This is a genomic window from Plantibacter elymi (nom. nud.) (assembly GCF_900177795.1).
Classification (GTDB): domain Bacteria; phylum Actinomycetota; class Actinomycetes; order Actinomycetales; family Microbacteriaceae; genus Plantibacter; species Plantibacter elymi.
Genome location: NZ_FXWJ01000001.1, coordinates 52,195 through 77,261, shown reverse-complemented (window position 1 = coordinate 77,261; position 25,067 = coordinate 52,195). Strand labels below are relative to the sequence as shown.

General features: G+C 69.7%; 26 protein-coding genes. 10 read left to right on the top strand and 16 right to left on the bottom strand.

All coding sequences use genetic code 11. From position 1 onward, the window contains the following. Positions 1 to 46 precede the first annotated feature (46 nt). Positions 47 to 544 (bottom strand): CGNR zinc finger domain-containing protein, encoded by a 498-nt coding sequence (locus tag CCK91_RS00430; protein WP_086472390.1) that lies wholly within the window; start codon positions 542 to 544, stop codon positions 47 to 49. A gap of 85 nt (positions 545 to 629) precedes the next feature. On the opposite strand from CCK91_RS00430, the gene CCK91_RS00425 reads away from it, so the two are divergent. Next, positions 630 to 1,502, top strand: coding sequence for an alpha/beta fold hydrolase (locus CCK91_RS00425; RefSeq protein WP_086472389.1), 873 nt, complete (start codon positions 630 to 632; stop codon positions 1,500 to 1,502). Between the two features lie 416 nt (positions 1,503 to 1,918). Here the strand turns inward: CCK91_RS00425 and CCK91_RS00420 are convergent, their stop codons facing one another. The 4 genes from CCK91_RS00420 to CCK91_RS00405 all read right to left on the bottom strand — a co-directional run bounded on the left by CCK91_RS00420 (position 1,919) and on the right by CCK91_RS00405 (position 4,851). After that, the gene (locus CCK91_RS00420; protein ID WP_086472388.1) at positions 1,919 to 2,428 is read right to left on the bottom strand and encodes a MarR family winged helix-turn-helix transcriptional regulator; all 510 of its coding nucleotides are present in this window, start codon (positions 2,426 to 2,428) and stop codon (positions 1,919 to 1,921) included. A 4-nt stretch (positions 2,429 to 2,432) separates the two neighbouring features. After that, complete coding sequence (locus CCK91_RS00415; RefSeq protein ID WP_086472387.1) at positions 2,433 to 2,858, bottom strand: polyketide cyclase; 426 nt, start codon at positions 2,856 to 2,858, stop codon at positions 2,433 to 2,435. 103 nt (positions 2,859 to 2,961) lie between these two features. Beyond that, on the bottom strand, positions 2,962 to 3,837 hold the full coding sequence (locus CCK91_RS00410; protein WP_086472386.1) for a hypothetical protein: 876 nt from the start codon (positions 3,835 to 3,837) through the stop codon (positions 2,962 to 2,964). Positions 3,838 to 3,930: 93 nt separating this feature from the next. Beyond that, positions 3,931 to 4,851, bottom strand: a complete 921-nt coding sequence (locus CCK91_RS00405; RefSeq protein ID WP_086472385.1) for a hypothetical protein — start codon at positions 4,849 to 4,851, stop codon at positions 3,931 to 3,933. A gap of 283 nt (positions 4,852 to 5,134) precedes the next feature. Between CCK91_RS00405 and CCK91_RS00400 the strand changes: the two genes are divergently transcribed. After that, positions 5,135 to 6,022 carry a helix-turn-helix domain-containing protein gene (locus CCK91_RS00400; protein ID WP_086472384.1) on the top strand — a complete coding sequence of 296 codons (888 nt, stop codon included), beginning with the start codon at positions 5,135 to 5,137 and terminating at the stop codon, positions 6,020 to 6,022. A gap of 78 nt (positions 6,023 to 6,100) precedes the next feature. Here CCK91_RS00400 and CCK91_RS00395 read toward each other — a convergent pair whose 3' ends face one another. Further along, positions 6,101 to 6,784, bottom strand: coding sequence for a response regulator transcription factor (locus CCK91_RS00395; RefSeq protein WP_207568155.1), 684 nt, complete (start codon positions 6,782 to 6,784; stop codon positions 6,101 to 6,103). 116 nt (positions 6,785 to 6,900) lie between these two features. Here CCK91_RS00395 and CCK91_RS00390 point away from each other — a divergent pair, with 116 nt between their 5' ends. The 5 genes from CCK91_RS00390 to CCK91_RS00370 all read left to right on the top strand — a co-directional run bounded on the left by CCK91_RS00390 (position 6,901) and on the right by CCK91_RS00370 (position 12,297). Continuing rightward, positions 6,901 to 7,515 (top strand): hypothetical protein, encoded by a 615-nt coding sequence (locus CCK91_RS00390; RefSeq protein WP_086472382.1) that lies wholly within the window; start codon positions 6,901 to 6,903, stop codon positions 7,513 to 7,515. Further along, entirely contained in the window at positions 7,512 to 8,555 is a 1,044-nt protein-coding gene (locus CCK91_RS00385; protein ID WP_086472381.1) for an HlyD family secretion protein, read from the top strand. The genes CCK91_RS00390 and CCK91_RS00385 overlap by 4 nt, the downstream gene beginning before the upstream one ends. Next, on the top strand, positions 8,552 to 9,253 hold the full coding sequence (locus CCK91_RS00380) for an ABC transporter ATP-binding protein (protein ID WP_086472380.1): 702 nt from the start codon (positions 8,552 to 8,554) through the stop codon (positions 9,251 to 9,253). The genes CCK91_RS00385 and CCK91_RS00380 overlap by 4 nt, the downstream gene beginning before the upstream one ends. Next, the gene (locus CCK91_RS00375) at positions 9,246 to 10,433 is read left to right on the top strand and encodes an ABC transporter permease (protein ID WP_086472379.1); all 1,188 of its coding nucleotides are present in this window, start codon (positions 9,246 to 9,248) and stop codon (positions 10,431 to 10,433) included. Before CCK91_RS00380 ends, CCK91_RS00375 begins: the two co-directional genes overlap by 8 nt. 70 nt (positions 10,434 to 10,503) lie before the next feature. Next, complete coding sequence (locus CCK91_RS00370) at positions 10,504 to 12,297, top strand: sensor histidine kinase (protein WP_133059892.1); 1,794 nt, start codon at positions 10,504 to 10,506, stop codon at positions 12,295 to 12,297. A 42-nt stretch (positions 12,298 to 12,339) separates the two neighbouring features. Here CCK91_RS00370 and CCK91_RS00365 read toward each other — a convergent pair whose 3' ends face one another. From CCK91_RS00365 to CCK91_RS00355, 3 genes are all read right to left on the bottom strand, one after another. Further along, positions 12,340 to 12,684: a cupin domain-containing protein gene (locus CCK91_RS00365; RefSeq protein WP_086472377.1), complete on the bottom strand. Its 345-nt coding sequence runs from the start codon at positions 12,682 to 12,684 to the stop codon at positions 12,340 to 12,342. A gap of 51 nt (positions 12,685 to 12,735) precedes the next feature. Beyond that, complete coding sequence (locus CCK91_RS00360) at positions 12,736 to 13,572, bottom strand: hypothetical protein (protein WP_133059891.1); 837 nt, start codon at positions 13,570 to 13,572, stop codon at positions 12,736 to 12,738. A gap of 73 nt (positions 13,573 to 13,645) precedes the next feature. Next, positions 13,646 to 13,903 carry a winged helix-turn-helix transcriptional regulator gene (locus CCK91_RS00355; RefSeq protein ID WP_086472375.1) on the bottom strand — a complete coding sequence of 86 codons (258 nt, stop codon included), beginning with the start codon at positions 13,901 to 13,903 and terminating at the stop codon, positions 13,646 to 13,648. Positions 13,904 to 14,031: 128 nt separating this feature from the next. On the opposite strand from CCK91_RS00355, the gene CCK91_RS00350 reads away from it, so the two are divergent. Continuing rightward, positions 14,032 to 14,853: an ornithine carbamoyltransferase gene (locus CCK91_RS00350; protein ID WP_086472374.1), complete on the top strand. Its 822-nt coding sequence runs from the start codon at positions 14,032 to 14,034 to the stop codon at positions 14,851 to 14,853. 24 nt (positions 14,854 to 14,877) lie between these two features. Here the strand turns inward: CCK91_RS00350 and CCK91_RS00345 are convergent, their stop codons facing one another. Beyond that, the gene (locus CCK91_RS00345; RefSeq protein WP_086472373.1) at positions 14,878 to 15,627 is read right to left on the bottom strand and encodes a hypothetical protein; all 750 of its coding nucleotides are present in this window, start codon (positions 15,625 to 15,627) and stop codon (positions 14,878 to 14,880) included. Next, a complete protein-coding gene (locus CCK91_RS00340; RefSeq protein WP_086472372.1) occupies positions 15,624 to 15,983 on the bottom strand; it encodes a PadR family transcriptional regulator in 360 nt (119 codons plus the stop codon). Before CCK91_RS00340 ends, CCK91_RS00345 begins: the two co-directional genes overlap by 4 nt. A gap of 143 nt (positions 15,984 to 16,126) precedes the next feature. Here CCK91_RS00340 and CCK91_RS00335 point away from each other — a divergent pair, with 143 nt between their 5' ends. Next, positions 16,127 to 16,837 (top strand): hypothetical protein, encoded by a 711-nt coding sequence (locus tag CCK91_RS00335; RefSeq protein ID WP_086472371.1) that lies wholly within the window; start codon positions 16,127 to 16,129, stop codon positions 16,835 to 16,837. A gap of 50 nt (positions 16,838 to 16,887) precedes the next feature. Further along, the gene (locus CCK91_RS00330; protein ID WP_086472370.1) at positions 16,888 to 17,433 is read left to right on the top strand and encodes a hypothetical protein; all 546 of its coding nucleotides are present in this window, start codon (positions 16,888 to 16,890) and stop codon (positions 17,431 to 17,433) included. Positions 17,434 to 17,635: 202 nt separating this feature from the next. Here CCK91_RS00330 and CCK91_RS00325 read toward each other — a convergent pair whose 3' ends face one another. The 5 genes from CCK91_RS00325 to CCK91_RS00305 form a co-directional block, all read right to left on the bottom strand. Beyond that, the gene (locus CCK91_RS00325) at positions 17,636 to 20,488 is read right to left on the bottom strand and encodes an FAD-binding and (Fe-S)-binding domain-containing protein (RefSeq protein ID WP_242664190.1); all 2,853 of its coding nucleotides are present in this window, start codon (positions 20,486 to 20,488) and stop codon (positions 17,636 to 17,638) included. A gap of 118 nt (positions 20,489 to 20,606) precedes the next feature. Further along, complete coding sequence (nagB, locus tag CCK91_RS00320) at positions 20,607 to 21,392, bottom strand: glucosamine-6-phosphate deaminase (RefSeq protein ID WP_086472369.1); 786 nt, start codon at positions 21,390 to 21,392, stop codon at positions 20,607 to 20,609. 19 nt (positions 21,393 to 21,411) lie between these two features. Next, positions 21,412 to 22,308, bottom strand: coding sequence for an N-acetylmuramic acid 6-phosphate etherase (gene murQ, locus CCK91_RS00315; RefSeq protein WP_165766942.1), 897 nt, complete (start codon positions 22,306 to 22,308; stop codon positions 21,412 to 21,414). 87 nt (positions 22,309 to 22,395) lie between these two features. Beyond that, the gene (locus CCK91_RS00310) at positions 22,396 to 23,547 is read right to left on the bottom strand and encodes an anhydro-N-acetylmuramic acid kinase (protein ID WP_086473098.1); all 1,152 of its coding nucleotides are present in this window, start codon (positions 23,545 to 23,547) and stop codon (positions 22,396 to 22,398) included. Between the two features lie 8 nt (positions 23,548 to 23,555). Further along, positions 23,556 to 24,878, bottom strand: coding sequence for an MFS transporter (locus CCK91_RS00305; protein WP_207568154.1), 1,323 nt, complete (start codon positions 24,876 to 24,878; stop codon positions 23,556 to 23,558). Positions 24,879 to 25,067 lie beyond the last annotated feature (189 nt).

The window sequence follows — 25,067 nt, the reverse complement described above, 5'->3', positions numbered from 1 at the left end:
TGCCCCGATACGACGTTCGTCCTGATCCGAGCGTGTACCGGGCCGCTCAGCTCTGAGCGCGGCGTGCGTGCGTGCGCGCCTTCATCCGGTTGCCGCAGACCGCCATCGAGCACCACTTCGCGGTGCCAGGCCGGCTGTGGTCGACGAGGAACTGGGTGCACTCGTGGTTCGCGCAGGCGCGGAGGCGCCCGGGGAGCTCCGTGATCACGCTCGACCACGCCAGCACGACCCCCGCCACCAGGCGATCGTCCTCAGGGACCTGAAGTTCCCAGACCACGCCGTCCGGGGTGATGCGCGGCGTGCGCACGGCATCGTCGAGGATGCCCGCGAGGTCTCGGATCGCTCCTCCGTCATCTCCACGGACCATGGTCTGCAGCGCCTGTCTCGCACGTCGGAGGCGAGCCACCTCGTCCGCGGATCCCGTGCCGCCCCAGCTGCGCGCGAGGTCTTGTCCGGTCGCCCCCTCGAGACGGTCGGTCGGGGTGCCCTCGACGACCGGCGCACTGTTCAACAGGCCCAGCAGAAGCTCCTCGTCGCGAAGCATCGTTCTCCGTTCTCGTGCGCCGTCCGGCGCCCGGGATCCATGCTACCGTCTGGCTAACCAGTAAAACAATCTAAAGGGGTTAGCAATGGTCACCGTCCACCACCGCACCGTCTCGATCGACGGGCTCGACGTCTTCTACCGCGAGGCCGGCCCGGCAGACGCTCCCGTGCTCCTGCTCCTCCACGGGTACCCCAGCAGCTCCCACATGTTCCGGCACCTCATCCCGGCTCTTGCCGGCCAGTACCGCGTCATCGCTCCGGACCACATCGGCTTCGGTCGCTCCTCCGCCCCCGCGGTCGACGAGTTCGAGTACACCTTCGCGGCCCTCGCAGGCGTGACCGGCCGGTTCCTCTCGACCATCGGCGTGACGCAGTACACGATCTACGTCCAGGACTACGGCGCCCCGGTCGGCTGGCGCCTGGCCCTCAACGACCCCACTGCCGTCGTCGGGGTCATCTCCCAGAATGGCAACGCCTACGAAGAGGGCTTCGTCCCGAGCTTCTGGGACCCGATCTGGGCCGACGCGGCCGAACGGACCGCCGAGACGCGCGACGCGCTCCGTCCGGCCCTCGGTCGGGAAGCCGTCGAGTGGCAGTACACGCACGGCGTGCCGGACCCGACGACCGTCGACCCCGACGCCTGGGAGCACGACCTCGCGCTCCTCGCCCGTCCGGGTCAGGACGACGTGCAGCTGGCGCTCTTCCGCGACTACGCCACCAACCGGGACCTCTACCCCGCGGTGCACGAATGGCTCCGCACCTCACAGGTACCGGTGCTCGCGATCTGGGGGCGTAACGACGAGATCTTCGCCGCCGCCGGCGCCACAGCGTTCACCCGCGACGCCCCCGATGCTTGCGTCGAGCTCGTCGACGGCGGACACTTCCTCCTCGAATCCGACCTCGACCACGTCGCTGACACCATCACGGACTGGCTTCGGATGAGTGACCGAAGCGCTTAGCCCGGCGGGTCGGTCCCTACGCCTGGACCGAGGTCAGTGGCGGCGCGTTCGGTTCGGACGACTGGCTTGACTGTCCGGCGGCAGTGCGGACTGTGCTCTCCATCCTGGAAGCAGTCATCGGCCCGCGGCCGCCGGACCCGTTCGCGGTAGCACCCGTCACACTGGACGGCGACCAGGGCGGTGGTCGCCCGCACGGCCGACATGGAGGGCACCCGAGGATGGGTAGAGAACGGACCTCTGGGCGCGGATCCTCTTCCTGGCGCTGGTCGTCTTCTGTACCTACGCCATTGCGACGCAGGACTTCCTGCGGCCTCGTTTCTACGTGTTCACGGGACTCGCGGGCGGGCTGATGCTCTTGGGAGCGCTGGTCGTCGATGTTGTGAAACGGCGTGGTAAGTCTCGTTGAACACGGGAGATCACAGCTGTTCCTCCCTGGAAGACGGGTCGTGGGGTGTTCGCTGATCGGGCGCGACGCTCGGCGGCGAGGCGAGGTGCTGCAAGACGGCGAGGAGCGAGTCGCGCTGCGTCGGAGTCAATGCGGCGAAGTAGGAGGCGTCGGCTGATTCGACGTCTCGTGTCGCCAGGTTCGCCAGCTCGATCCCTCGCTCGGTGGGGTGCAGGGCGTTGGCGCGTCCGTCCTCGGGGTGCGGCTCGCGGCGGATGTACCCTTTCGTCTCCAGCGCACGGAGGACTTGCGAGGTCATCATCACATCGAGTTCCGTGTGCGCCGCGAGGTCCCGTTGGCTCACCGGCACGGTGCGATCCATCCAGGTCAGCGATGCGAGGAGCACGTACTGGACGTGCGTCAGATCGTGCGGGGCGAGGGCTGCACGGATGTGGCGCTGCCAGGAGGTACTGGCGCGCCAGAGCGCGAGCCCGAGGCTCGACTGCGCGTCAGGGAAGCGGGTGTCGAGGTCGCCGGCCATCGGATTACCGGGCCGAGCGCTCTGCCGCGGAGAGCAGTTCGCCCATCGCCACGGGGAAGTCACCGCTGATCTGCGGCCCGAGTTCGGGTCCCACCTCGTCGGAGCCCGGTCCGTCGATGACGAGCGTGTGCGTGACGGTCGTCCCGCCGTCTGCGGTCGGGCGCAGGTCGTGTCGGAAGGTCAGTTCCAGGTCGCCGAAACGGGTCCGGTCCGCATAGGTGGTCTCCGGGACGAGTGCGACGATCGTCGACTCCATCGGTTCCTGCCCCTGCGGTGTGATGGTGAGCGTCGTCCCGACGACGAACGGCCCATGCAGTTCGAAGCTGTCCGATGCCGGGCCAAGTGGGGTGCCGGAGTGCAGGCGCTCGAGCGCACCCCAGACTGCGGATGCGCTGGCCGTCGTCGTCTGCTCGTAGTTCGTCGTCCACATGTTGATCCTCCAAGTAGTAAGTGCGCTTACTGTAACATCAACCGGATCCCCGCGGAAAGCTCTTCGTCGGAATCGGTCTCGTGGCGCGTTCGGCTCGGACGGCTCAGGCTGTTGGCGGGTTGATCGTGAGCTCGCCGGGGAGTCCGGAGGCTACGAACGCCGCTTGGATGGCGGCGGTGACCTGGTCATCCGGCTTGCTGAGGTTGGCGTGGAGCGTGGTTTCGCCGTCGGCGACGGTGTAGATGATGCTGTCCAGGCCCGATGATCCCTGGAACGGGATGGTGAGCGCTTCGAGGAACTCGGCGAGCGCGGCGGGCGGTGTCTCGTCAGTGGTGATGCGTACGCCCTTGTAGGCGCCGGTGCCGCTGTCCCAGGTCAGGGTCCACCGGACGGGACCGACGGTGTCCTCGAGGCGGTCGCCGGTCGTGTGCTGACGGAGCAGGTCGACGAAGTCGGTGTACCGTCCCCGCTCGGAAGCGTCCAGATGGGCTGGGGCGTCGGTGGCGAAGTACAGCGTGATCGGCCCCGGCTCGGCAAGGTGTTCGGCGACCGACACCCAGCCGTCGTCGGAGATGGTGTTCCAGTTCTCGGCGAACACGGTCGAACGGGTGGCCGTTTCGACGGTGCTGATGTCGCAGGGCGCGAAGCGGTCGGTGGGTGCGAGTGACTGCAGGACCGTCGCCGTCTCATCGACCGTGATGTCCTCGTCGAGGTCCACCGACAGGGTGCAGCTCGAGCCGGAGCTGTAGGTGAACTCCTTCGCGTACGCCGAGACGGTGCCGTGATCGCCGACGACCTCCTGGAGGACCGGTGTCACCCGCCAGGAGGCGATCTTCATCGTCGAGCAGGAGTACAGGATCAGCGCTGCGATGCAGGCCATGGCGATGAGGAGGACGAGCACGACGATCCGGCCGGCCCTACTGCGACGGGTGCGCGGCGGTCTCGGCCGGGGTTCGCGAAGGGTCGGCTGGAAGAACATCTCACACCACTTCCTGGGTGGCCGACCTGCGTCGGCGGAGGCGGCCGGTACCGACGACGGCCGCAAGGGCTCTGATCGTCGCCGTCGCGGACCTCATCGTCGGGAGAAGAGCCGCTCGAACAGCGAGGGCTTCGGAGCGGGCCGACTGCCGGCGATCCGGCGCATCCGTGCCTGGATCTCCGGATCGCTCTGCATCGCCAACCGCGCCGATCCGAGACCCCACTGCGACCAGTGCTTCGCGTGAGCCGTCACCGCCGTGATCTGGCTGAGCTGGTTCAGATCGCTGAGTTCCCGCCATCGTGTGAGGTCGAGCAGCGCGATCTCCTCGGCATACGTCTCGTTCACCCGGGTGATCCCAGTGTTGCCCGCTCGACGGCGCGCAGGGGTCTCGGCCGAGGCGTCGCCCGTCGCGAGGTGGATGGTGGCGAGCTCGTCGAGCAACTCCTCGAACACCGCGTGCAGCTCGGAACGGACCTTGGGGGCTGTCGCGATGACCTGGTCCTCCTCGGTCCTCCACGCGATGAGCACGCCGCCGGAGCAGAGGCGGCACAGTTGCCTGGGCACGATGCGGCTCGTGGCGTAGCCGCACTGGCAATACCCCGCGATGTTGGAGAGGGTGTCGTCGAGTGAGACGAAGGTGCTGTTCTCCTCCGACTCGGCCTCTTCCACGGACTCCATCAGCAGCAGGGCTCCGGGCACGCCGACGGCCGCCGCTCGTCCGACATAGCTGCCGGGCACCCGGCTGATCTTCGCGGTCCACAGGTCGACGTCCTCGGCGCTGAACAGCCCACTGGCCTGACGGACGTACTCACTGACGCTCCGCTCGACGATCGCCTCGAGCTCGGTGTCGAGTCGCTCCATCGCCGTGTCGTCCGACGGGTCGTCGAATCGTTCGTTCAGCGCGATCACCGCTTCGCGGCCGCGAGCCACGATCGCCTGGTGCACGGCTGCGGCGCGCGGGTTCCGCTGTAGCAGCAGCTCCTCAGTGCCGAGTATCTCGATGCTCGTGATCATGGGGTTCCTCGCAACGTTGTGGTCGCGCTCAGCGCATGTTCTCGCGCTGCGTCCCGAAGCGTTGTGATGCGTGCGATGCGATTCTCCATGGCCAAACCGTACCGGTCGCAATCGGCGCAGCGAATGGGGACCGCTCACCATCATCACGGCGGCGGGCCGCTCAGAGGCTGGGGGTCCGATGGAGCACGTGAGCGACGGGACTCCACCTCATGCACGGACTTGCACCTGCCGTAGCGTCATGTGATGCAGTGGACGTATTCCGCCCACCGAGGAAGGCCCCCACATGTTCTCGTCTTTCACCCCGCCGCGCCAGGTCACGATCGGAGGCGCCGCCGCGTTCGTCGGCACCACCCCGCGGGCGATCCGTCACTACCACCAGATCGGTCTGCTCCCTGAGCCCGAGCGGGGGAGTGACGATCGCCGCCGCTACGGCTACGACGAGATGATCCGGCTGCTGTGGATCCGTCGGATGGCTGACGCCGGCATCGCCCTCGACGACATCCGCGACGCCTTCTCGGACGGCATCACCGCTACCGACGACGATGTCGCGCGCATCCTGGACCGCTTGGAGGGCTCCCTCGTCGCTCGGCAGGCGGAACTCGAGCAGCAGCGGACCGCCGTGCAGCGCATGCGTGCGCAGGGCAGCAGGTTGGGGCTGCTCTCCGACGTCGTGAGCGACCGCCTCACAGACCTGCCCGAGGGCGCCCTTCGGCAGGACGACCTGGACACCCTGCTCGTGACCGAGCGGATCTTCGGTGGGCTCGGCGCGTCCGTCCAGGCGTCGCGGTTCATCGCCCTGGCCACCCACCCGGAGCTGCGGGAGGAGTCCGACCGGGTCGACGCCGCCGAAGCAGCACTCGACGACACGGTCGCGGTCGACGACCCCCGCGTCGCGGAGGTCGCCGCCGAACGGCACGCCTTCGAGGCGGCCCTCCGCACGGTCATCGAGGACTCCGGCCTGGCGCAGGCCGACGACGACCGCTTCGACGCGTGGGACGAGTCGCACCCCCTTCCCGACGACGAGGACGGCGCAGGCTCGACGTGCGGCTCGACGAGCCTCACCGAGGCCGTCCGGATGATGCCCTACGACTTCTCGCGCGCACGCCTGCGGTGCATGGAACTGGTCCTCGAACTCGATGCACTTGACCTCGCGCCACCGGCCGAACGCTGAGTCGTCGACCGCGATCATCCGTGTCGGGACCGGTCAGCACCACACCGCGCCGACCCGCGCGAGGCGTCCGGGCGTCGCTCAGCCCGCGTGGAGGGTGTACCCGACCCCGTAGACGGTGACGAGGCGGGTGGGCTGCTGTGGATCGGACTCGATCTTGGCACGGAGGTTCTTCACGTGGGTGTCGATGGTGCGGCCTCCGATCCAGCGGTCGGTCCCGTGGAGACGATCGAGCAGCCGGGCACGACTGAGGACGATGCCGGGATGCAGGGCGAACTCCTCGAGGAGGTCGAACTCGGCACACGTGAGGTCGAGCAGCCGATCCGCGATGGTGGCTCGATGCCGGTCCGGGTCGATCTCGAGGTCTCCGACGCTGATGACCGTCGAGGCCGGCACCGTGCGGCGGGCCCGTCGTAACAGCGCTCGGACCCGGGCGACGAGTTCGCGGGGGCTGTAGGGCTTCGCGAGGTAGTCGTCGGCACCGAGTTCGAGCCCGAGCAGCAGGTCGTTCTCGGTGGAGCGTGCGGTGAGGAGCAGGATCGGGAGGTCGAACTGCTCCTCGCGAAGCGTGCGGCAGACCGTGAGGCCGTCGGCACCGGGGAGCATGACGTCGAGGACGAGCAGGTCGGGCGCGGAGCGACGCACCTCGGAGAGCGCTTCGGCACCGTCGGCCAGGACGGTCACGTCGTGTCCCTCCCGTTGGAGGTAGCGGCGGACGAGCTCCGACTGCAGGGCATCGTCCTCGACGATCAAGACTCTGGTCACGATCCGATCCTAGGCACGGGCTCGGCGCGCGGTCGGGCTCCGGACCGATCGCTCACGAGTCCTTCACATCCTTCGGCGAGCGTGGGTCACAGCCACTCACGATACGAGGAGGAACCGTGACACGCATCATCCACCGATCCCTGACCGCCGCCGCGGGTGCCCTGGCGCTCCTGGCGGCACTCACCGCTTGCGCCGCACCCTCCGCCGATCAGGCAGGAGACGGCGGCATCGCGAGGTTGGAGACCAACGCTCCGACGCCGACCGAGGCCGCCGACCCGCTCGTCGCGAAGTACGGCGAGCCCGTGCGTCTGCGTCTCGACATGTCGGATGAGGAGGAGGCCGACGCGTGGAAGCCACGGGATCGCTGTCTCGCAGATCACAGCCCGGCGACGCCGGACGCTCCGACGGGCGGTGATGGAGACGCGGTCAGCGGCGGCGTCGTAGAGGATCTCGCGGGGTTCGCCGAGGCCGAGGCGCTCTGCCAGCGCGTGGCACCCTTGCCGCCGTGGGAGCTCGACGCTCAGAACCCGGATGCCCTGCGGTTCGCGCAGCGCGTGGTGGACTGCCTGCACGAACGCGGTGTCCGCGAGGTCGAGATCACCGAGCCGGATGCGTTCGGCCGGATCAACCTCGCCTTCGGTGGCGAGGCCAACGACGCCACCTCGATCTCACTGGGGATGCAGTACGTGGACGCCTGCATGGTGTCCGCATCGGATGGGAGCGCCGGATGACCCGGTCGCGTCGCCGCACCGCGCTCGTCGGATCGCTCGTGCTCTGTGCCGTCCTCGCGGTGGGGGCCGGAGGAGCCGCCCTGCTCCTCCGGCCCGTGGCCGACGCAGCCCCGGTCGAGCAGACCGCCGCGCCGGCCACCGCGGTCGTCGAGCGGGGTGAGCTCGTGCAGACCGCTCGCCTCGACGGCGCCGTCGGCTTCGGTGCCGCGGTGCCCGTGACGACGAAGGCCGACGGCATCATCACCGGGTTGCCCGACGTCGGCGCGACACTCGATCGGGGATCCGTGGCACTGCGCGCGAACGAGCGACCGGTGCCGGTGCTGATCGGAGCGCTTCCGCTCTATCGGGCGATCGACGGCTCGGGGATGGAGGGAGCGGATGTGAGCATGGTCGCGTCGAACCTGATGGACCTCGGACATCTCAGCCGGAGTGATCCGGAGACCTTCGAGACCGGGTGGGACTTCACGGAGGCCGTCAGGGACTGGCAGGAATCGCTCGGCCTGGAGTGCACCGGCACGCTGGCACCCGCCGACGTGGTCGTCTTGAGCGCGCCGAGTCGCATCGCCGCAGTGACGGCACGCCTCGGCGACGCGGCGGGAGGTCAGCCGTTCTCGGTCACGCCCACGACACGCGTCGTCGATGCGTCGGTCTCGGCGCAGGACGCGGGGGTCATCGGTGCCGGCGCGAAAGCGACGATCGAACTGCCCGACGGGCGCGCCGTCGGCGGGTCCATCGTCACGGTGACCACGACCGGGGAAGGAGCCGACGCGAAGGTCCGCGCGCTCGTCGCGATCGACGATCAGGCTGCACTCGCGGGCGTCGACGCTGCCGCCGTGACCGTTCGGGTCGTCACGAGATCCGTGCCGGACGTGCTGATCGTGCCCGTCGCCGCACTCGTTGCGCTCGCGGAAGGCGGCTACGCGCTGCAGGACGACCGCGGCCGACTCCATGGTGTCGAGATCGGCCTCATCGCAGATGACCGGGTCGAGGTCAGCGGTGCAGGGATCGACGCCGGCATGATGGTGGTGTCGGCACGATGACGACGCCGGCACTCGAGCTCGAGCACGTCAGCCGCGTCCACCCCGGCGGAGTCGCTGCACTCGACGACGTCTCGTTGCAGGTCGACCCGGGTGAACTCACCGCGATCGTCGGACGCTCCGGCGCCGGCAAGTCGACGTTGCTCAACGTCCTCGGCACCCTCGACCGTCCCACGGCCGGCGTGGTCCGCATCGGCGGCACCGACACCCGTGACCTCACGGATCGCGCGCTGTCCACCGTGCGTGGGAGCTCGATCGGGTTCGTCTTCCAGGGCTTCCATCTGACCGACGGCGTGACCGCAGAACAGAACGTCGCGATGGCGCTGCTCTACAGCGGCGTTCCGAGGCGGGAGCGCCGTGACCTCGCCCGCGCGGCACTCGAGCGCGTGGGACTGGAGCACCGCATCGGGCACGCGGCGCAGGACCTCTCCGGCGGTGAGCGACAGCGGGTCGCCATCGCCCGGGCGATCGTGACCGACCCGCTCGTCGTCCTCGCCGACGAACCCACCGGCGCACTCGACACGGCGAACGGCGAACGCGTGCTCAGTTTGCTCGAGCGGTTGCACGACGAGGGCACCACCGTCGTCGTCATCACCCACGACGTCGAGCTCGCCGCACGACTGCCACGACGCATCGAGCTGCGGGACGGCCGCATCGTCGCCGACACCCGGACCGACACCAGGGCGGTGGCGCATGCGTGAGCGTCGCAGACGTCTCGACCCCCGGGATCTGCTCGCCGTCGGCACGGTCGGGCTTCGCACCCGACCGCTTCGCGCCGTCCTCTCGACCATCGGGATCGCCATCGGCATCGCGACACTGGTGACCGTCACCGCCGTGCCTGCGTCCTCGCAGGCCGCGCTCGATGAACAGCTCACGGCGCTCGGAGCGGACCTGCTGCGAGCCGACCCTCGTGCCGGCGCAGACGGAACCCCCGTGCCGCTTCCGGCCGAGGCGCTCGGCATGCTGCAGCGCATCGGAACCGTGAAGGATGCCGCGACGGTCGGCAACACCCATGCCCCAGTCCGCAGCAATGAGCTCCGCGGATACCCGGAGACCGGGCTGACCACACTCGCGGTCCGCGGGGGTCTTCGCGAGGTGCTGCGAACGCAGGTGACCTCCGGTCGCTGGCTCGACGGGAGCGACCTGCCGACGGCCGTGCTCGGCATCGACGCCGCTGATCGGCTCGGCCTGTCGCAGCTCCCCGATCGGCCGGTCACGATCGACGTCGACGGCGTCGCGTTCACCGTGATCGGCGTGCTCGCAGCGACGCCGCTCTCCGCCGACGTGCAGTCGGCGGTCCTCGTCGACGATGCAGCTGCACGGCGTTGGCTGAGCTTCGACGGCGCACCGACGGTCGCCTACGTCACGGGTGTCGAGGCGTCGATCGACGCCTTGCGGCCGGTCGTCGCCGCAACCCTCTCCCCGGGGGCGAGCGGACTCGTGCAGGTGAGCCAGCCGTCGGCCGTGCTCGCCGCGAAGGCTGCAGCCCGATCAAGCTTCGATGGACTCTTCCTCGCGCTCGCCGCAGTCGCACTCGTGATCGGCGGCATCGGCATCGCGAACACGATGTTCGTCTCCGTGCTCGAGCGCCGCCGGGAGATCGGATTGCGACGAGCGCTCGGCGCCCACCGCGGTCAGATCCAGGCGCAGTTCCTCGTGGAGGCCATCCTGCTCTGCGCGCTGGGCGGCGTATCCGGAGTCGTGCTCGGTCTCCTCGGAACCGCGGCTTGGAGCGGTCTGCAGGGCTGGCCGCTGGTCGTTCCGGTGGAGACGATCCTGTCCGGCATGAGCGCCGCGCTGGTGACGGGCGCCGTCGCCGGACTCGCCCCGTCCATCCGCGCCGCCCGCCAGTCGCCGACCGCGGCGCTCGCCGCGACCTGAGCGGGTCCGACAGCGCGTGCGTGCGCGGATGCGGGCCGGGGCGGAAAGCGATGAGAGCATGGCAGACGACATGAGCAACAGCAGAAGAGCGGGCACCGCTGGGCCCCGACGCGTGCCCCGACTGCTCGCGCGCTATCTCGCGGCTGGACTGCTGCTCGTGCTCGCCTCGGCGGGCGGTACGGTCTGGCTGGCCCAGACCTCGGAGTACCGGTACGACGAGCAGGCGTCCGGCGCCGATCTCGTGCGAGACGAGCAGGTGCTGGATGCGCTCAGGACGTGGGCCGGACACCACGACGACTGGAGCGACGTCGGGTCCACGCTGCTGCTGCTCAGCCAGGAGACCGGGCGTCGCATCGCCGTGGTCGACGGTGCCGGAACGGTGATCGCCGACACGGCGCCCGAGCTGCCCCGTCCGGCGACCTCCACCCGATTGCTCGACCCGCTCGAGCCCCTCGGGGACCCGGTGACATCCGAACTGCGTCTGCCCGACGGCATCAGCGGGCCGTTCTCGCTCGACGATGCGCAACGTGACCAGCTCACCGGGCAGGCCGCCGCGGTGGTGGAGTGCCTGGGCGATGCGGTCGTCGACACCGGCGTGTGGGGGAGCGGCCGCCCCGTGGTCAACGGATACGACGATGCACCGGACTGTGGCCGTGCCGCCTTGAACACACCGCTGCCGAGCGAGCGGCTCGCCCTCGACGAGCTCCGTGATCGCACGAACGCCTGCCTGCTCGCCGCGAACGCGCCGCTGGTCACCGACGTCGAACTCGATCTGTCTCCGTCGAGCGCCCCTGCGCAGCTCGCGTTGCGCACCATCCCGACCGGCGACGACGCGGCTGACGGGTGCCTGCTGCAGGCGCGCATCGACCAGGCCCGGGCGACGACGGCGCCCGCGGTGAACGTGGTGCTCACCGACCAGCGAGGTGACGCGCAGGGCCCGCTCGACGCGAGTCCTGGATCGATCGCCCGCGTGGGCGTGTTCGTCGTGGTGCTGCTTGCACTCGTGTCGGTGGCCGCGGCGCTCATCGTCGTGCCGACCCTCCGCAGCGCGCGCCGACTCGAGACCGCGGTCGATCGCTTCAGCGCGGGCGATCGTGAGGCCCGCGCGGCGTTGCCCGCTCGCGACGACCTCGCCGGCGTCGGCGCCGCGTTCGACCGCATGTCCGGTGAGATCGCCGGACACGAAGCGTCACGGCGACGGCTGCTCGGCGACATCGCCCACGAACTGCGCAGCCCGCTCACGAACATCCGCGGATGGGTCGAGGCGGCGGACGACGGTCTCGGTCTCGATGAGGCGGCCCTCCGCCGGCTCGTGCTCGACGAGGCCGGGCGGATGGAGCGGATCACCGGGGACCTGCAGCTCCTCGCGCTCGCGGAGGCCGGCGACCTCGTGCTGGAGAGCAAGGCGTGCGATGCGGCTGTGATCGTGCGAGAGCTCGGCGAAGCGTACCGAGCGCAGGCGGCGAGTACGGACGTCGCGCTGCACGTCGAGATCTCGGGGCCGTTGCCGCTCGAGACCGATCCTGCCCGATTGCGGCAGATCCTCGACAATCTGCTCTCGAACGCTCTGCGCCACACGCCGCCGGGCGGTCGTGTCGACCTCGAAGCGGTGACCGCTGACGACCTGGTGCGGATCGCGGTCGTCGACACCGGCGAGGGCATCGCCCCGGCAGACCTGCCGCGGGTCTTCGACCGGCTCTGGCGCGGCGAGCCGTCTCGGGTCCGCGCCGGGCAGAGCACCGGCCTCGGTCTCTCGATCGCTCGCGGTCTCGCTGAGGCGTTGGGCGGCACGCTCGTCGCGCAGAGCAGCCTCGGCGAGGGCAGCCGTTTCGAGCTGTCGCTGCCTGCGCGCGTGCCGGCGTGACGGAATCCGATTCGCGTCAGAGCCTCTGGTTGCAGGTCGGTCTCAGTTCGGCGCTTCGCCCATCGTCAGTTCCGGCTCGACGCCGGCCGGCATCGGGAACCAGGCGAGGAAGGTGACGCCCTCGTCGGTCGCGTCGAAGACGATCGTCTCGTTCGCCGGCTCGGTGAAGGTGTCGCCGGCGCGCAGGACGGTCTGAGTCCCGGTCCCCACTTGGAAGTTCACGGAGCCGGTTTCGATGGTGCCGAAGACCGGGCCGTTGTGCCAGTGCGCCCCGACGTGGAAGTCGGGGGCGATCGTGATGCGTCGCACTTCGACGGAGGCGAAGCTCGGAGCCCCATCGAGCGTCACCGTGCTCAGGGTCGTTCGTTCGATCGGGGATTCACTCATGGGTCGATGATGCCAGTGACCGGTGACCAACAGCCTCGGGCCGATCGGCGATCAGGACGGATGGCCGATCGTGACGCTCTCCCGCTCGGCGCGAGAGAGTTTGACCCGGGCGAGACGGATCCGCTGCCCGCCCTTCACTGGTCGCGGAAGGGCCACGGTGAGCAATCCCTCGTCCTGGGCGCCGAACAGGAAACCGTCCGCTTCAGGAAACACCACCGTCGCGGGAATGGCGCGAAAGACGCCGATCTGCTGCTTGAGCACCGCCAGTCGGTGGATGTCGAATGCATGCGCCACCGTGGCCGCGCGGACCGTGCGCAGGGCGCCTGCGAACACCCACGTCGGCATCCGCGGGCCTGAGACCAGCATGAACGGCTTCTGGAGATCACGAGCGCGAGCTTCACCCCTGCCGCCGACCAAACGCTGATCGTAGGTGATGGTGGGCGAACCCTCGCCACCCCATTCGGCGAGGCCGCTCGGTGCCTGCAGGGCGACCCAGCCATCCTTGCGGAAGATCCCGAACTCTCGCCGGAGACGCACCTGTATCGACACCACCGAGGTGGCGATCAGTAGGAGGCCCGTGGCGACCCACCCTGCCACGGCCGGTCTCGAGAGCCATTCCCCGAGCGCGCCGATGCCGGGCTCGGATGCTGTCGTGACGGCGTCGACCAGTCCGAAGAGCTGTGGGATCAGGAACGGAATCCCGAGCACCAGCCCGAGTATGGAGTACTCGCCTTCAGTCTTCAACCGGCGACGGAAGCCGCGGAACGTGCTGATCTCTTGCTCGATGCTCCACCGCAACTCGTCGAGGCGGCCAGGATCTACGCTCGCTTCCCAATCCGGGCCGAGCCAACCACGCACCGGCCCGCCGTCGTTCCGAGGAGTGCTCACAGAACCCAGGGTAGGGGTCTCATCGTGGGGCTCTCCGCAGGTGAGTTGCTCGGCTCGGCGCGAGGCTCGCGATTCAGCGGTCCCGGGCGGCGTCGAACCGGGCCTGATGCGCCGAGACCTCGTCGCGGTGCAGCTCGGACCACACCTTGAGCTGCCGGACGGTCTCATGCAGTGAGAGCCCGAGGGCGGTCAGATCGTAGGTCACGGTCACGGGAACCGTCGCGGTCGCCGTTCGGCTGACGAGCCCGTCGCGTTCCAGGGACTTCAACGTCTGCGACAGCATCTTCGGGCTCACCCCGGCGAGCGTCCGCGCCAGCTCGGAGTACCGCATCGGCCGCTGGACCGGATCGCCTTGCCCTGATCGACTGAGTGAACGAGGCCCTGAGCACGGGCATTCGAGGGCGTCGGCTTGGGCCGCCGGTCACCGAGCGAGGCTCGAATCGTCCGTAGGCTTGAGCGATGCACAACCTGGTTCGATTGGACGATTGGTCACCCGCGGACATCGATGAGGTGTTCCGTCTCGCGGAGGCCTACCGCGACGGATCCGGGCCGAGCTTCGACGGATCCGCCGTCATGTTCTTCCCGCCGACCAGCCTGCGCACGCGGGTCTCCTTCGAGCGCGGGGCCGCCCTGATGGGGCTGCAGCCGATCGTGTTCCCCAGTGAGGCCCTCGACAAGTCGGAGGCGCTCGCCGACGTCGCCCGATACCTCGAGTCATGGGCCGACGTCATGATCGTGCGGCACGGCGACATCGTCGTCCTCGAACAACTGGCCGCCGCCGCGGCGCTCCCCGTCGTGAATGCGATGACCGACGTCAATCACCCCTGCGAGGTGCTGTCCGACCTGTTCGCGATCCGCGAGCGGCGTGGGCTCGACGGGCAGCGGTTCCTCTTCGTCGGCGCCGACGGCAACGTCGCCCGGGCGTGGCAGGAAGCCGCGCGGGTACTGGGTCTCGATCTGACGCAGTGCTGCCCCGCGGACATCGCGATCCCTGGTGCGGTGTGGACCGACGATCTGGAAACCGCCGTCCGCACGGCCGACGTCATCCTCACCGACGGGTTCGGCGAGCACGTGGCGCAGCTGGAGCCGTTCCAGATCACCGCGGCCCTGCTCGACATCGCCCCAGCCGGCGTCCTGCTCAACCCCTGCCCGCCGTTCACGCGCGGCGAGGAGGTCAGCGCCGACGCCATCGAGCACCCAGCCTTCGTCGGTCACCGGTTCAAGGCGTCGCTGCTCCCCGTGCAGCAGGCGATCGTGGCGTTCGCCATCGGATCGTCCTGAGCTGCAGCGCCACCACCTCCGTGGTCAGCTCTCCGCGCTCACCTCGGTCGCCGACATCGACGGGCGTGTGAACGGCCACCACCAGATCGCAGCCGACGTGAGGCCGAGCAGGGCGCTCACCCCGATGCCGAGGGCGAGATACCCGAGGCTCCCGGCGGTCGCCATCAGGTGGTCCGCCCAGAAGACGAACTGCGCGCCGGTGATACTGATCCGACTGAGCGACCCGACGGCGACGTACCCGAGGAGGAGTGTGGGCGGAGCGAGCACGCAGGCGCCGATGAAGCGAGAACGTCGCCGGGCCGTCAAGGCGGTGCCGAACAGCGCGAGGACGGCGAGCAGGCCGACGAGCATCGTCGGCAGGGGTGGGACGGGGTAGTCGTCGATGACGATGGACCGGATGAGCCGCGCGTAGGTGTACCCGCCGACGAGGGTCAGGCTGACGCCGAGCGCGAGCATGAACCGGGTGATGCGCTGGGCGGTCCGCACGGTTGCGGCGTGCACCGGATCACCGACCGCACCCCGGCCGAGTTGATGGGCACGCCAGGTGACGTCGTGGACGCTTCCCAGGACGAGTCGGCGGAGGATGTCCCGGCGGAGGCGCTCGACCGACCAGCCCGCCTCCTCTGCCCACACCGCATGCTCGTGCAGATCGGAGGCGAGCTCGTCGCGACGTGCGGCGGCGACGCCGTCGGGTAGGTCGCGGGTGTAGTGGGCGCACCACGAGAGGACCCAGCGCGCGGTGGTGCGGAACGTCGATGTGCGGATCAGGCTCATGCGATCCCCTGGTCGGTGACGCGAGCCGCGATCCGGTGCTCGTCGACGAGACGCGCGTGCTCGCGGTCCCGAGCGGCGGCACCGACGCCGGTGATCCGGTACAGCCGTCGCCGAGGTCGACCCTCCGCGGCCGCGATCTCGGGGTCCTCCCAGTCCTCCTCGATGAGGCCGGCTTCCGACATGCGCGACAGCGCCTTGTACAGGGTGCCGTGCGCTGCCAGCTTCCCGTCAGGGCCGGCCAGTCGCTTGGCGAGGGAGAAGCCGTAGAACGAGCCCTCCGCCGCTTGGAGCACCGTGCCCACGTCGAGGATGTCCAGCTCGAGCGGGAAGAGCGTACCGGGGCGACGTTTGACCATGTCGACAGTATAGGGAAGCTAGTCTCTGATAAACGGCCACTGATCGTCACTAGCCAACAACCGGTGCTTAATTCCAGGGTGTTTGCCTTTCTCGCCGACGGCAGCTAACTTCCTATAAACCGTTGTTCGATGTTGGAGATGAAATGGCTCGTAAGAAGTTCTTGACCCTGGTCACGGCCGGTCTGGTGGTCGCAGGCGGATTCGGCGGCGTCGCGGCACAGGCGGTCAGCATGAATTCCGTGGCGGATGTCGCGGATGACACCGCAGCCCCGACCGTTCCCGATGAGACGACGACACCGGCCGTCGACGACGCGTACATCGACGAGTTCTTCCTGCAGGGCAAGTGGCAGGAGTTCCGCCAGGTGGGCCAGCTGACGATGGAGTCGTGCATGGCCGAGGGCGGGTTCCCGTTCGATGGAACCACCTTCGACGGGATGCCGTCGGGGCTGAGTGAGGTCGACCAGGAGGCATGGTATGCCGCGGCTGAGCCGTGCTGGGCCGAGCGTGACGCGGCGACCGCGGCGGCTGAGGCGGCGTACGTCCCGACCGAGGAGGAGCGGGCTGCAGCGCTCGCGTTCGCGGGGCAGTACCAGGGCTGGATCGACGAGATGCGCTCGTGCATGGCCGACCGTGGGCACGAGTTCGTCGGTGATGTCGACATGACCCTGCAGACCGCGCCATTCGCCGACGCCAAGCTGCCGGCCGGTATGCCCGATGGCCTGTCGCCGGACGACGCCCACACGTGGCTCCTCGACGCGACCGGATACGACTCCAGCTACCCCCGGTCGGAGCAGAGCACCTGGGAGGCGTCCTGCGGATTCGTCGCCGACGCGGCTGCCGGGTTCGACCACTGATGCAGGCGCCAGGAGCTGAACGTCTCGTCCCGCGAAGTCGAGCGCGGACCATGACGGCGCTCCTGGTGGCCGTCCTCGGTGTCGGCGTGTTCGCCGGCACCGGGGCGGCGGCGGTCGCCCAGGCCGCGTATGCAGCCGAGCAACGCGCCGTCGGCACGTTCGTACTCGTCCCGCTCGAGGACCGTGGCGTTGATGTCTCCGCGTATCTGAATCCGGATCCCACGATCACGACTGCGGACGACCGCCGGCGCAACACCTTCGGAACGCCGGTCTACGACGCGGACACCGACCCGAAGCTCGTGACCTACCCGAGCACCCTCACGGCCCAGCAACGTGCGGTGCAGGAGCTGCTCGTCGCCCGGAACTTCATCGCCGCGCAGTGCATGGCGGACCTCGGCCTGGACTTCACCTTCTCGCTCCCGTGGGAGCGCACGGACAGCCAACGCCGCAGCACCTCGATCGATCTGCCGGCGGTCGGGACGCCGGAATGGTCGGCCTACGTCGGCACGCGACCAGCGGGCGAGGACGACACCTGGCAGGACGCCGGTTGCGTGGGCTACGCGGAACACGTCCTCGACGCCGGTGGCGAGGAGTGAGCGTCCCGTGAGATTGAGGATGGCTCGGAAACCGCTCGTCTCCCACGACTGTCGCATCGGCAGGCACGCAACGTGCGAGCGATCCGCCTGGGATCGACTCCTCGACGAGCCGGCTCGATGCTGCTGCCGCTGCCATGGCGCTCCGCTCGGCTAGGAGTCGGTGCGAGCGCCGAGAGTGCCCGTTCTGCTTGCCACACGGGTCTCAGCGAGCAGAACGTGCACTCTCGAGGGGTGCGGCCGACGCGGCGTCGAGCAGCTCGAGTACGTGGCGGTAGTCCTCGCCCGTGGCGCGGGTCATCCCGAGTTCGCAGGTGCGGTTGCAGGACGCGTGCGCGTCGGCACCAAGGGCGGCGACCTCGGCGGCCTCGGCCTTCGTCGCGGACGCCGTCAGCTCGGGGTGCAGCATGCCGCGGTCGCCGGCGAAGGCGCAGCAGCCCCAGTCGTCCGGGACGTGCACGCGCTCGGCCACGGCTTCGCCGATCAGCACGAGATCCGGGTCGAGGCCCATCTGCCGTGAGGAGCAGGTCGGGTGCAGGACGAGTTGCTCGATCTGCGCTGAGACGTCGACCCGCGGCAGGATCTCCCGGGCGGCGAAGGCCACCGCGTCCTCGACGACCACGCCGCTCTCGCTGAGGAGCTTCGCGAAGCCCTCGGTGCAGCTCGACGCGTCGCTGACGACCACCAGGCCGCTGTCGGCCACGGCCGCTCGAATGCGTTCGACCGTGCGCTGCTCGTTCACCGCAGCACCGGACGCGAACCCCTTGGACGACCACGGGGTGCCACAACAGATCGACTCGACGCCGTCGGGCACCATCATGCTCAGGCCCGCCCGCTCGAGCAGTCGGGTGAAGGCGCCCATGACGCCGTCCCCGCCGTCCGCCGCGCCGAACATGCTGTTCACGCACGCCGGGACGTAGATGCCGACGGTCGGACCGTCATCGGCGCCCACCGTCCGACCGAGTGCCTTCCGCGAGCGTCCGCCGCCCGGCAGATCGCCCGAGTACTTCGGCACGGTGTCCGCGCCGAGCACGGCACGCGCGACGTCCGTCACCGCGCCGACCACCGGAGCCGGCAGGAGCTTCGCGCCGGAGAGCGCGACCGAACCGATCCGCGTGACCGGCCCCCAACCGGTGGCGGCAGCCTTCCAGCCCGCGGCGGCGACCGGAGCCGCCTCCGTGCGCCGGATGCGCTTGACCAGCGCGCCCGTGTTGATCTGGACCGGGCACGCCGTCTGACACATCCCGTCGACAGCACAGGTCTGCACGCCGGCGTAGTCGTAGTCGTCCGCGAGCTCCTCCGCGAGGGCGATGTCCCCGCGAGCGCGAGCGGACTCCTCGGCACGGCGGACGACGATGCGCTGCCGCGGCGTCAGCGTCAGGTCGCGACTCGGGCAGACGGGTTCGCAGTACCCGCACTCCACACAGCGGTCGACCTCCTCCTCGACGGTCGGCTGGAGCTTGATCCCCTGGAGGTGCGCCTGGGGATCCTCGTCGATCAGCACGCCGGGGTTCATCACCCCGGCCGGATCGACCAACCGCTTCAGCTCGAGCATCACCCCGTACAGTTCATCGCCGTACTGCCGGCGGACGTACGGTGCCATGGCGCGACCCGTGCCGTGCTCGGCCTTCAGGTTGCCGCCCGCGTCGAGGACGAGGTCGACCATCTGCTCGGTGAAGCCGTTGAACCGGCCGAGCGCGGCGTCGCCCTCGAACCGATCGGTGAGCATGAAGTGGATGTTGCCGTCCTTCGCGTGGCCGAAGATGACCGAGTCGCGATAGGCGTGCTGCACGAAGAGCTCCTGCAAGCTCGCGCAGGTGTCGGCGAGAGCCGCGGTCGGGACGACGATGTCCTCGAGCAGGGCCGTGGTGCCGGACGGCCTCGCTCCCGCGACCGAGGCGTAGAGACCCTTGCGGAGCGCCCAGGCGCGCGACCGCTGTGATGCATCGCTCGAGAACACCACCGGTGCGTGCACGTCCAGACCGTTCAGCAGTGCGCCGCCCGCCGTCGCGCGGTCGTGGAGGTCGACAGCTTCACCGGAGCGGTACTCGACGAGGAGCGCCGCATGCCCGTCCGGCGTGAACCCCTGGATCTCCGCCGGGCTGCCGGGGAGACGCTGCCCGACCGTCAGTGACGTGGCGTCCATGAGTTCGAGCGTGGCGGCTCCGGACGCGACCAACTCGGGCAGCGCGCGCGTCGCCGCGTCGAGGGAGGGGAACACGGCCAGCGCCGTCGACACCAGCGGGAGGACGGGGACGGTGCGGAAGGTCGCCTCGGCGACGAATGCCAGCGTGCCCTCCGAGCCGATGATGAGGTGCTGCAGGACGTCCACGGGCGACTCGAAGTCGAGGAACGCGTTGATCCCGTACCCCATGGTGTTCTTCAGAGAGAACTGGCGCTCGATGGACGCGACGGAGGCCGGGTCCGACCGCACGCGGCGCTGCAGACGCTCGATGCCCTCGGCGAGCTCCGGTTCCGCTGCATGGAGCTGTCGGTCGGCCGTCGGGTCGGCCGTGTCGATCGTCGTGCCGGACGGGAGGACGAACACCATCGACTCCAGCGTCCGGTAGGTGTTCTCGTCGATCCCGCAGGCCATGCCGCTGGAGTTGTTCGCGATGACGCCGCCGATCGTGCACGCCACCTCGCTCGCCGGGTCCGGGCCGAGGCGGTAGCCGAGTCGCGTGAGTCGCGCGTTGACCTGCGCCACCGTCGCCCCCGGCTGCACCCGGACGCGCTTGCCGCCGTCGAGCACCTCGATGGACTTGAACCGCTGCCTGGTGTCGACGATGATGCCGGAACCGGACGCCTGACCCGACAGGCTGGTGCCACCCGACCGGAACGTGACGGGCGCGGCGGACCGCGCCGCCGCCCGGAGGATCGATGCGACCTCGGCAGCGCTCTCCGCGATGACGACCGCCTCGGGCGTCAGCAGGTAGTGCGATGCATCCCCGGCGTACGCGGCCAGGTCGATCGCGCGGGTGCGGATCCGGGAAGGGTCACCCACGGCTTCGCCGATGGCTTCGGTGATGAGGGATGGGACGGTGGTCGGGTGTGCCACGAGGCTTCCTTCTCGAATGCGGGCGTCAGCGGGGTGCAGGGGAGCGGGGTGCTGGGTTGCGGCTGCGGTGGCCGGACGCCTCAGAGGATGGGGCGTCGTCGGCCATCGCCCGGCCGATTCATTCGAAGCGTTGCCAGTCCGGCCGGTTGTCGTAGGTGTAGCGATAGTAGTCCGACAACCGCAGCCCTGATGCCGCCGCCTCGTCGACGATGACGGTGGCGTGCTCGTGCAGCTGGAGCGCCGACCCGGGGACAAACGCGCTGAGCGGTCCTTCGACGGCGGCCGCGACGGCGTCCGCCTTCCCGGCGCCCTGAGCGACCAGCACGAGCTCGCGCGCCTCCAGAATGGTCCCGAGTCCCTGCGTCATGCAGTGGGTCGGCACCTGGTCGGGCGAGTCGAAGAAGCGGGCGTTGTCTTGGCGGGTCTTCGGCGCGAGGGTCTTGATGCGCGTGCGTGACGCGAACGACGACGTGGGTTCGTTGAAACCGATGTGTCCGTTCGACCCGATGCCGAGGATCTGCACGTCGATGCCGCCGGCCTCGGCGATGGCCCGGTCGTACTCCTTCGCGGCGGCCGCCAGGTCTGCGGCGCGGCCGTCCGGGACGCGGACGCGCGAGGGGTCGAAGCCGAGCGGGGCGGCGACCTCGCGCGCGATCACGTTGGCGTACGACTCCGGGTGGTCGGCGGGGATGCCCACGTACTCGTCCAGCGCGAAGCCGCGCGCTTCGGCGAACGACAGCGAGCCCGCCTGGACCCGACGGGCCAGTTCCGCGTAGATGCCCTGCGGGCTGGAACCGGTCGCGAGCCCGATGACGGCCTGGGGTCGCCCGGCGACGATCGACGCGATCTTCGCGCCGGCGACGCGACCGACCTCGGCGGCGTCGGGAAGGATGATGATCTCCACGGTGTCCTCTCGTCCCTGCTCAGGCGCTCGCCGCAGCCACGGCCGAGCGGACGTCGCCGTCGTGCGATTCGAGCAGCCGGGCGGCCGTCGCTGCGTCCACGTCGGCGAGGAGCATGACGACGGCGGTTTTGGCGTGCGACCCGGCCTGCTCCAGGGCGGCGTCGGCGATCGACCGCTCGACACCGGTGGCGTCCGCGACGATCCGCTGCGCGCGGTCGACGAGCTTCTCGTTGGTCGGCTTCACGTCGACCATGAGGTTGGAGAAGACCTTGCCCGAGCGCACCATGGACGCGGTGGACAGCATGTTGCAGACGAGCTTCTGTGCGGTGCCGGCCTTCAGCCGGGTCGAGCCGGTGAGCGCCTCGGGGCCGGTCATCACCTCGATGGCGATGTCCGCCTCGGCGCTGATCCTGGCGTTCCGGTTGCAGGACACCGCGATCGTCCCCGCGCCCAGGTGGCGTGCGTAGCGCAGGCCGCCGATGACGTACGGGGTGCGACCGCTGGCCGCGAGACCCACGACGATGTCCGTGGGGCGGAGGTCGGCCGCGATGAGTTCCGCGGCGCCGAGCTCGATGTCGTCCTCGGCACCCTCGACGGCGACGACGAAGGCGTGCTCGCCCCCGGCGATGAGCCCCAGGACCTCGGCGGGGTCGGTGCCGAAGGTCGGGGGGCACTCGACCGCATCGAGCAGCCCGATCCGACCGCTCGTCCCTGCACCGAGGTAGATCAGTCGTCCACCCTGCCGGCGGGCCTCCGTGATGCGTTCCACGGCGCGCGCGATGCTCGGCAGTTCCGCCCGGACCGCGTCGGCGACGAGTCGGTCCTCGTCGTTGATGACCTCGAGCAGCCGGACCGTGTCCAGCGTGTCGAGGTCGACCGTGCGTGGGTTGCGTCCCTCGGTGGAGAGCGCTGCCAAGGTACTCGATGATTCAGGCACGAACGGCCCTCCGTTCTGGGTCGGACGGTCTGATGCCGTCGTGGTGGTCCGTGGGGTTGTCGCCCGTCATGCTTCGAACCGTAGCGAGCGGGGCGGTCCGTCGAGCGTCCGCGCGGGGAGCGAGTGTCCAGGGACGATCGCACCCAGGACGCTGCCGTGCGAGGCACCGGTGGCCGAGGGGAGGGATCCGGCCTGTCCGTTCACCGTCAGGAAGCCGAGCACAGCGAAGGCGAGTGCCTCCTTCGCGTCGGACGGGAGGCCTGCGTCGTCGCTGCTGACGACGTCGGCCTCGGGGAGCGCGGCCCGGATGCGCGCGACGAGCTGAGGGTTGCGCACCCCTCCACCGGCGAGGATGACGCGCTCCACCCCGCGGACGGCGTCGGCGACGGTTCGTGCGGTCAGTTCGGTCAGGGTCGCGACGAGGTCCTCGATCGGCAGCGTCGGACGGCCGGCGAGCTGCTCGCGGAGGTAGTCGAGGTGGAACAGTTCCTTGCCCGTCGACTTCGGGGCGGGGCGCTGGTAATACGGCTCGCGCAGGAGGAGGTCGAGCGTCTCCTCGTCGACGGTGCCACGCGCGGCGAGCTCGCCGTCGGCGTCGAACTGCCGGGCGCCGCCGGTGTGCTCGGTGACGACGGCGTCGATGAGGGCGTTCGCCGGCCCGCTGTCGAACGCGATCGGGTCCTGGCCCGGCCGCACGATGGTGGCGTTGGCGATGCCGCCGAGGTTGACGGCCGCAGCGGTCTCGCCGCCCAGCCAGAGCGCGTCGATCATGCTCACGAGCGGTGCGCCCTGCCCGCCGGCCGCGACGTCGCGCGAACGCAGGTCGGCGACGACGGTGCAGCCGGTGCGTTCGGCGATCCACGCCGGCTGGCCGAGCTGCAGCGTGCCCTCGACCCGGCCGTCCTCGACCCAGTGGTACATCGTCTGGCCGTGGGAGACGATCAGGTCGGCCTCCCCGTCGCAGAGTTCCGCGACGGCTCGGACCGCGAGATCGGCGAAGGCCTGCCCGATCCGCGTGTCCAGCCGGCAGACGTCGTCGACACTGGTCTTCGCCGGTGGCAGGGCTGCGGTGATCGCGGCTCGCAGTTCCGGGTCGTACCCGGCGGTGATCATCCCGAGCGGGCGGACGACGAGGGTGTCGCCGTCCACGCTGATCTCGGCTGCGGCGGCGTCGATCGCGTCGTGCGACGTGCCGGACATGAGGCCGATGACGCGCATCGCGCGGCTCACTTGCGCAGCTCCGCACGGTGGGCGTTCCCGCGGAGCGTGCCGATGGCGATCGCGCTCACCAGGCAGGTCGCCATCACGTAGTACGCCGGGACGTCGACGTTGCCGGTCGAGGCGATCAGCGAGGTGATGATGAGTCCGGCGCTGCCCGAGAAGACGGCGTTCGAGATCGAGTACGACAGTCCGAGGCCGGTGTACCGCACGGAGGTGGGGAACATCTCGGCGAGCATGGCGGGGCCCGGGCCCGCGATCAGGCCGACGACCGCTCCGGCGACGAACACGGCGAGGCCGTGGACACCGACGCCGAGGTCCGGGTTCTGCAGCACGTTGAGGAGGGGCAGCGCCAGGATCACGATGAGCCCGGTGCCGGTGAGCATCACCCAACGCCGACCGATCTTGTCCGACAGCCAGCCGGCCGGGAGGATCGTCGCGGCGAAGCCGGCGTTCGCGAGGACCGTGGAGATCAGTGCCTCCTGGAAGGACGCGTTGAGGCTGCTCTGGAGGTAGGAGGGCATCACCACGAGGAAGGTGTACCCGGCGGCGGACCAGCCCATCAGGCGGCCGATCCCGAGCAGGATCGCCTTGGCGGTCTCTGCGGCACCCGCACGCACGACCGGCTCGGCGACCGTGGTGGTATCGGCGGCGGCGACCTTCTGGAACTCCGGGGTCTCCTCGAGCTTCAGGCGGAGGAACAGGGCGACCGCGCCGAGGGGGATGGCGAGCAGGAAGGCGATCCGCCAGCCCCACGCCGCCAGATCGGCTTCGGACAGCAGCGATGCCAGCAGTGCGACGGTGCCGGCGCCGCCGAGGAGTCCGAGGGCGACGGTGAACGACTGCCATGATCCGTAGAAGCCGCGCTTCCCAGCCGGTGCGAACTCGGTCATGACCGAGACGGCGCCGCCGAACTCACCTCCGGCGGAGAGGCCCTGCAGGATGCGCACGATCGTGAGCAGGATGGGCGCCGCGATGCCGATGGAGGCGTACGTCGGGAGGATGCCGATGAGAGCGGTCGCCCCGGACATCATGACCAGGACGAGGATGAGCGTCGGCTTGCGGCCGATACGGTCGCCGATCCGACCGAAGAGCGCCGCACCGACCGGGCGGAAGAAGAAGGCGATCGCGAAGGACGCGTAGGTCGCGATGAGCGACTCGATGCCGGTCTGCTGGCCGTCGCTGAAGAACTGTGCGGCGAGGATCGTGGCGAGGAACCCGTAGATCCCGAACTCGTACCACTCGATGAAGTTGCCGACACTGCCGGCGACGATCGCCCGGCGTCGGGCGGTGCTGCTGATCACGTCGTTGCGTGCTGTTGCGCTGGTCACGGGACCTCCCTTGGTTCCTGGATCGTGCATGCCGGCAGCACCCGCGGTACTCCGCTACACGTGTCGGCCAGTCCGCACCTGAGGAGGGCACTGGTCGCGAGTCGGTGCAACAAACATACACAATCTGCGTGAAGATGGTAATTTCTATACCTATCTCCGACGAGTGTCGCCGGTACAGTGTTGACCGAT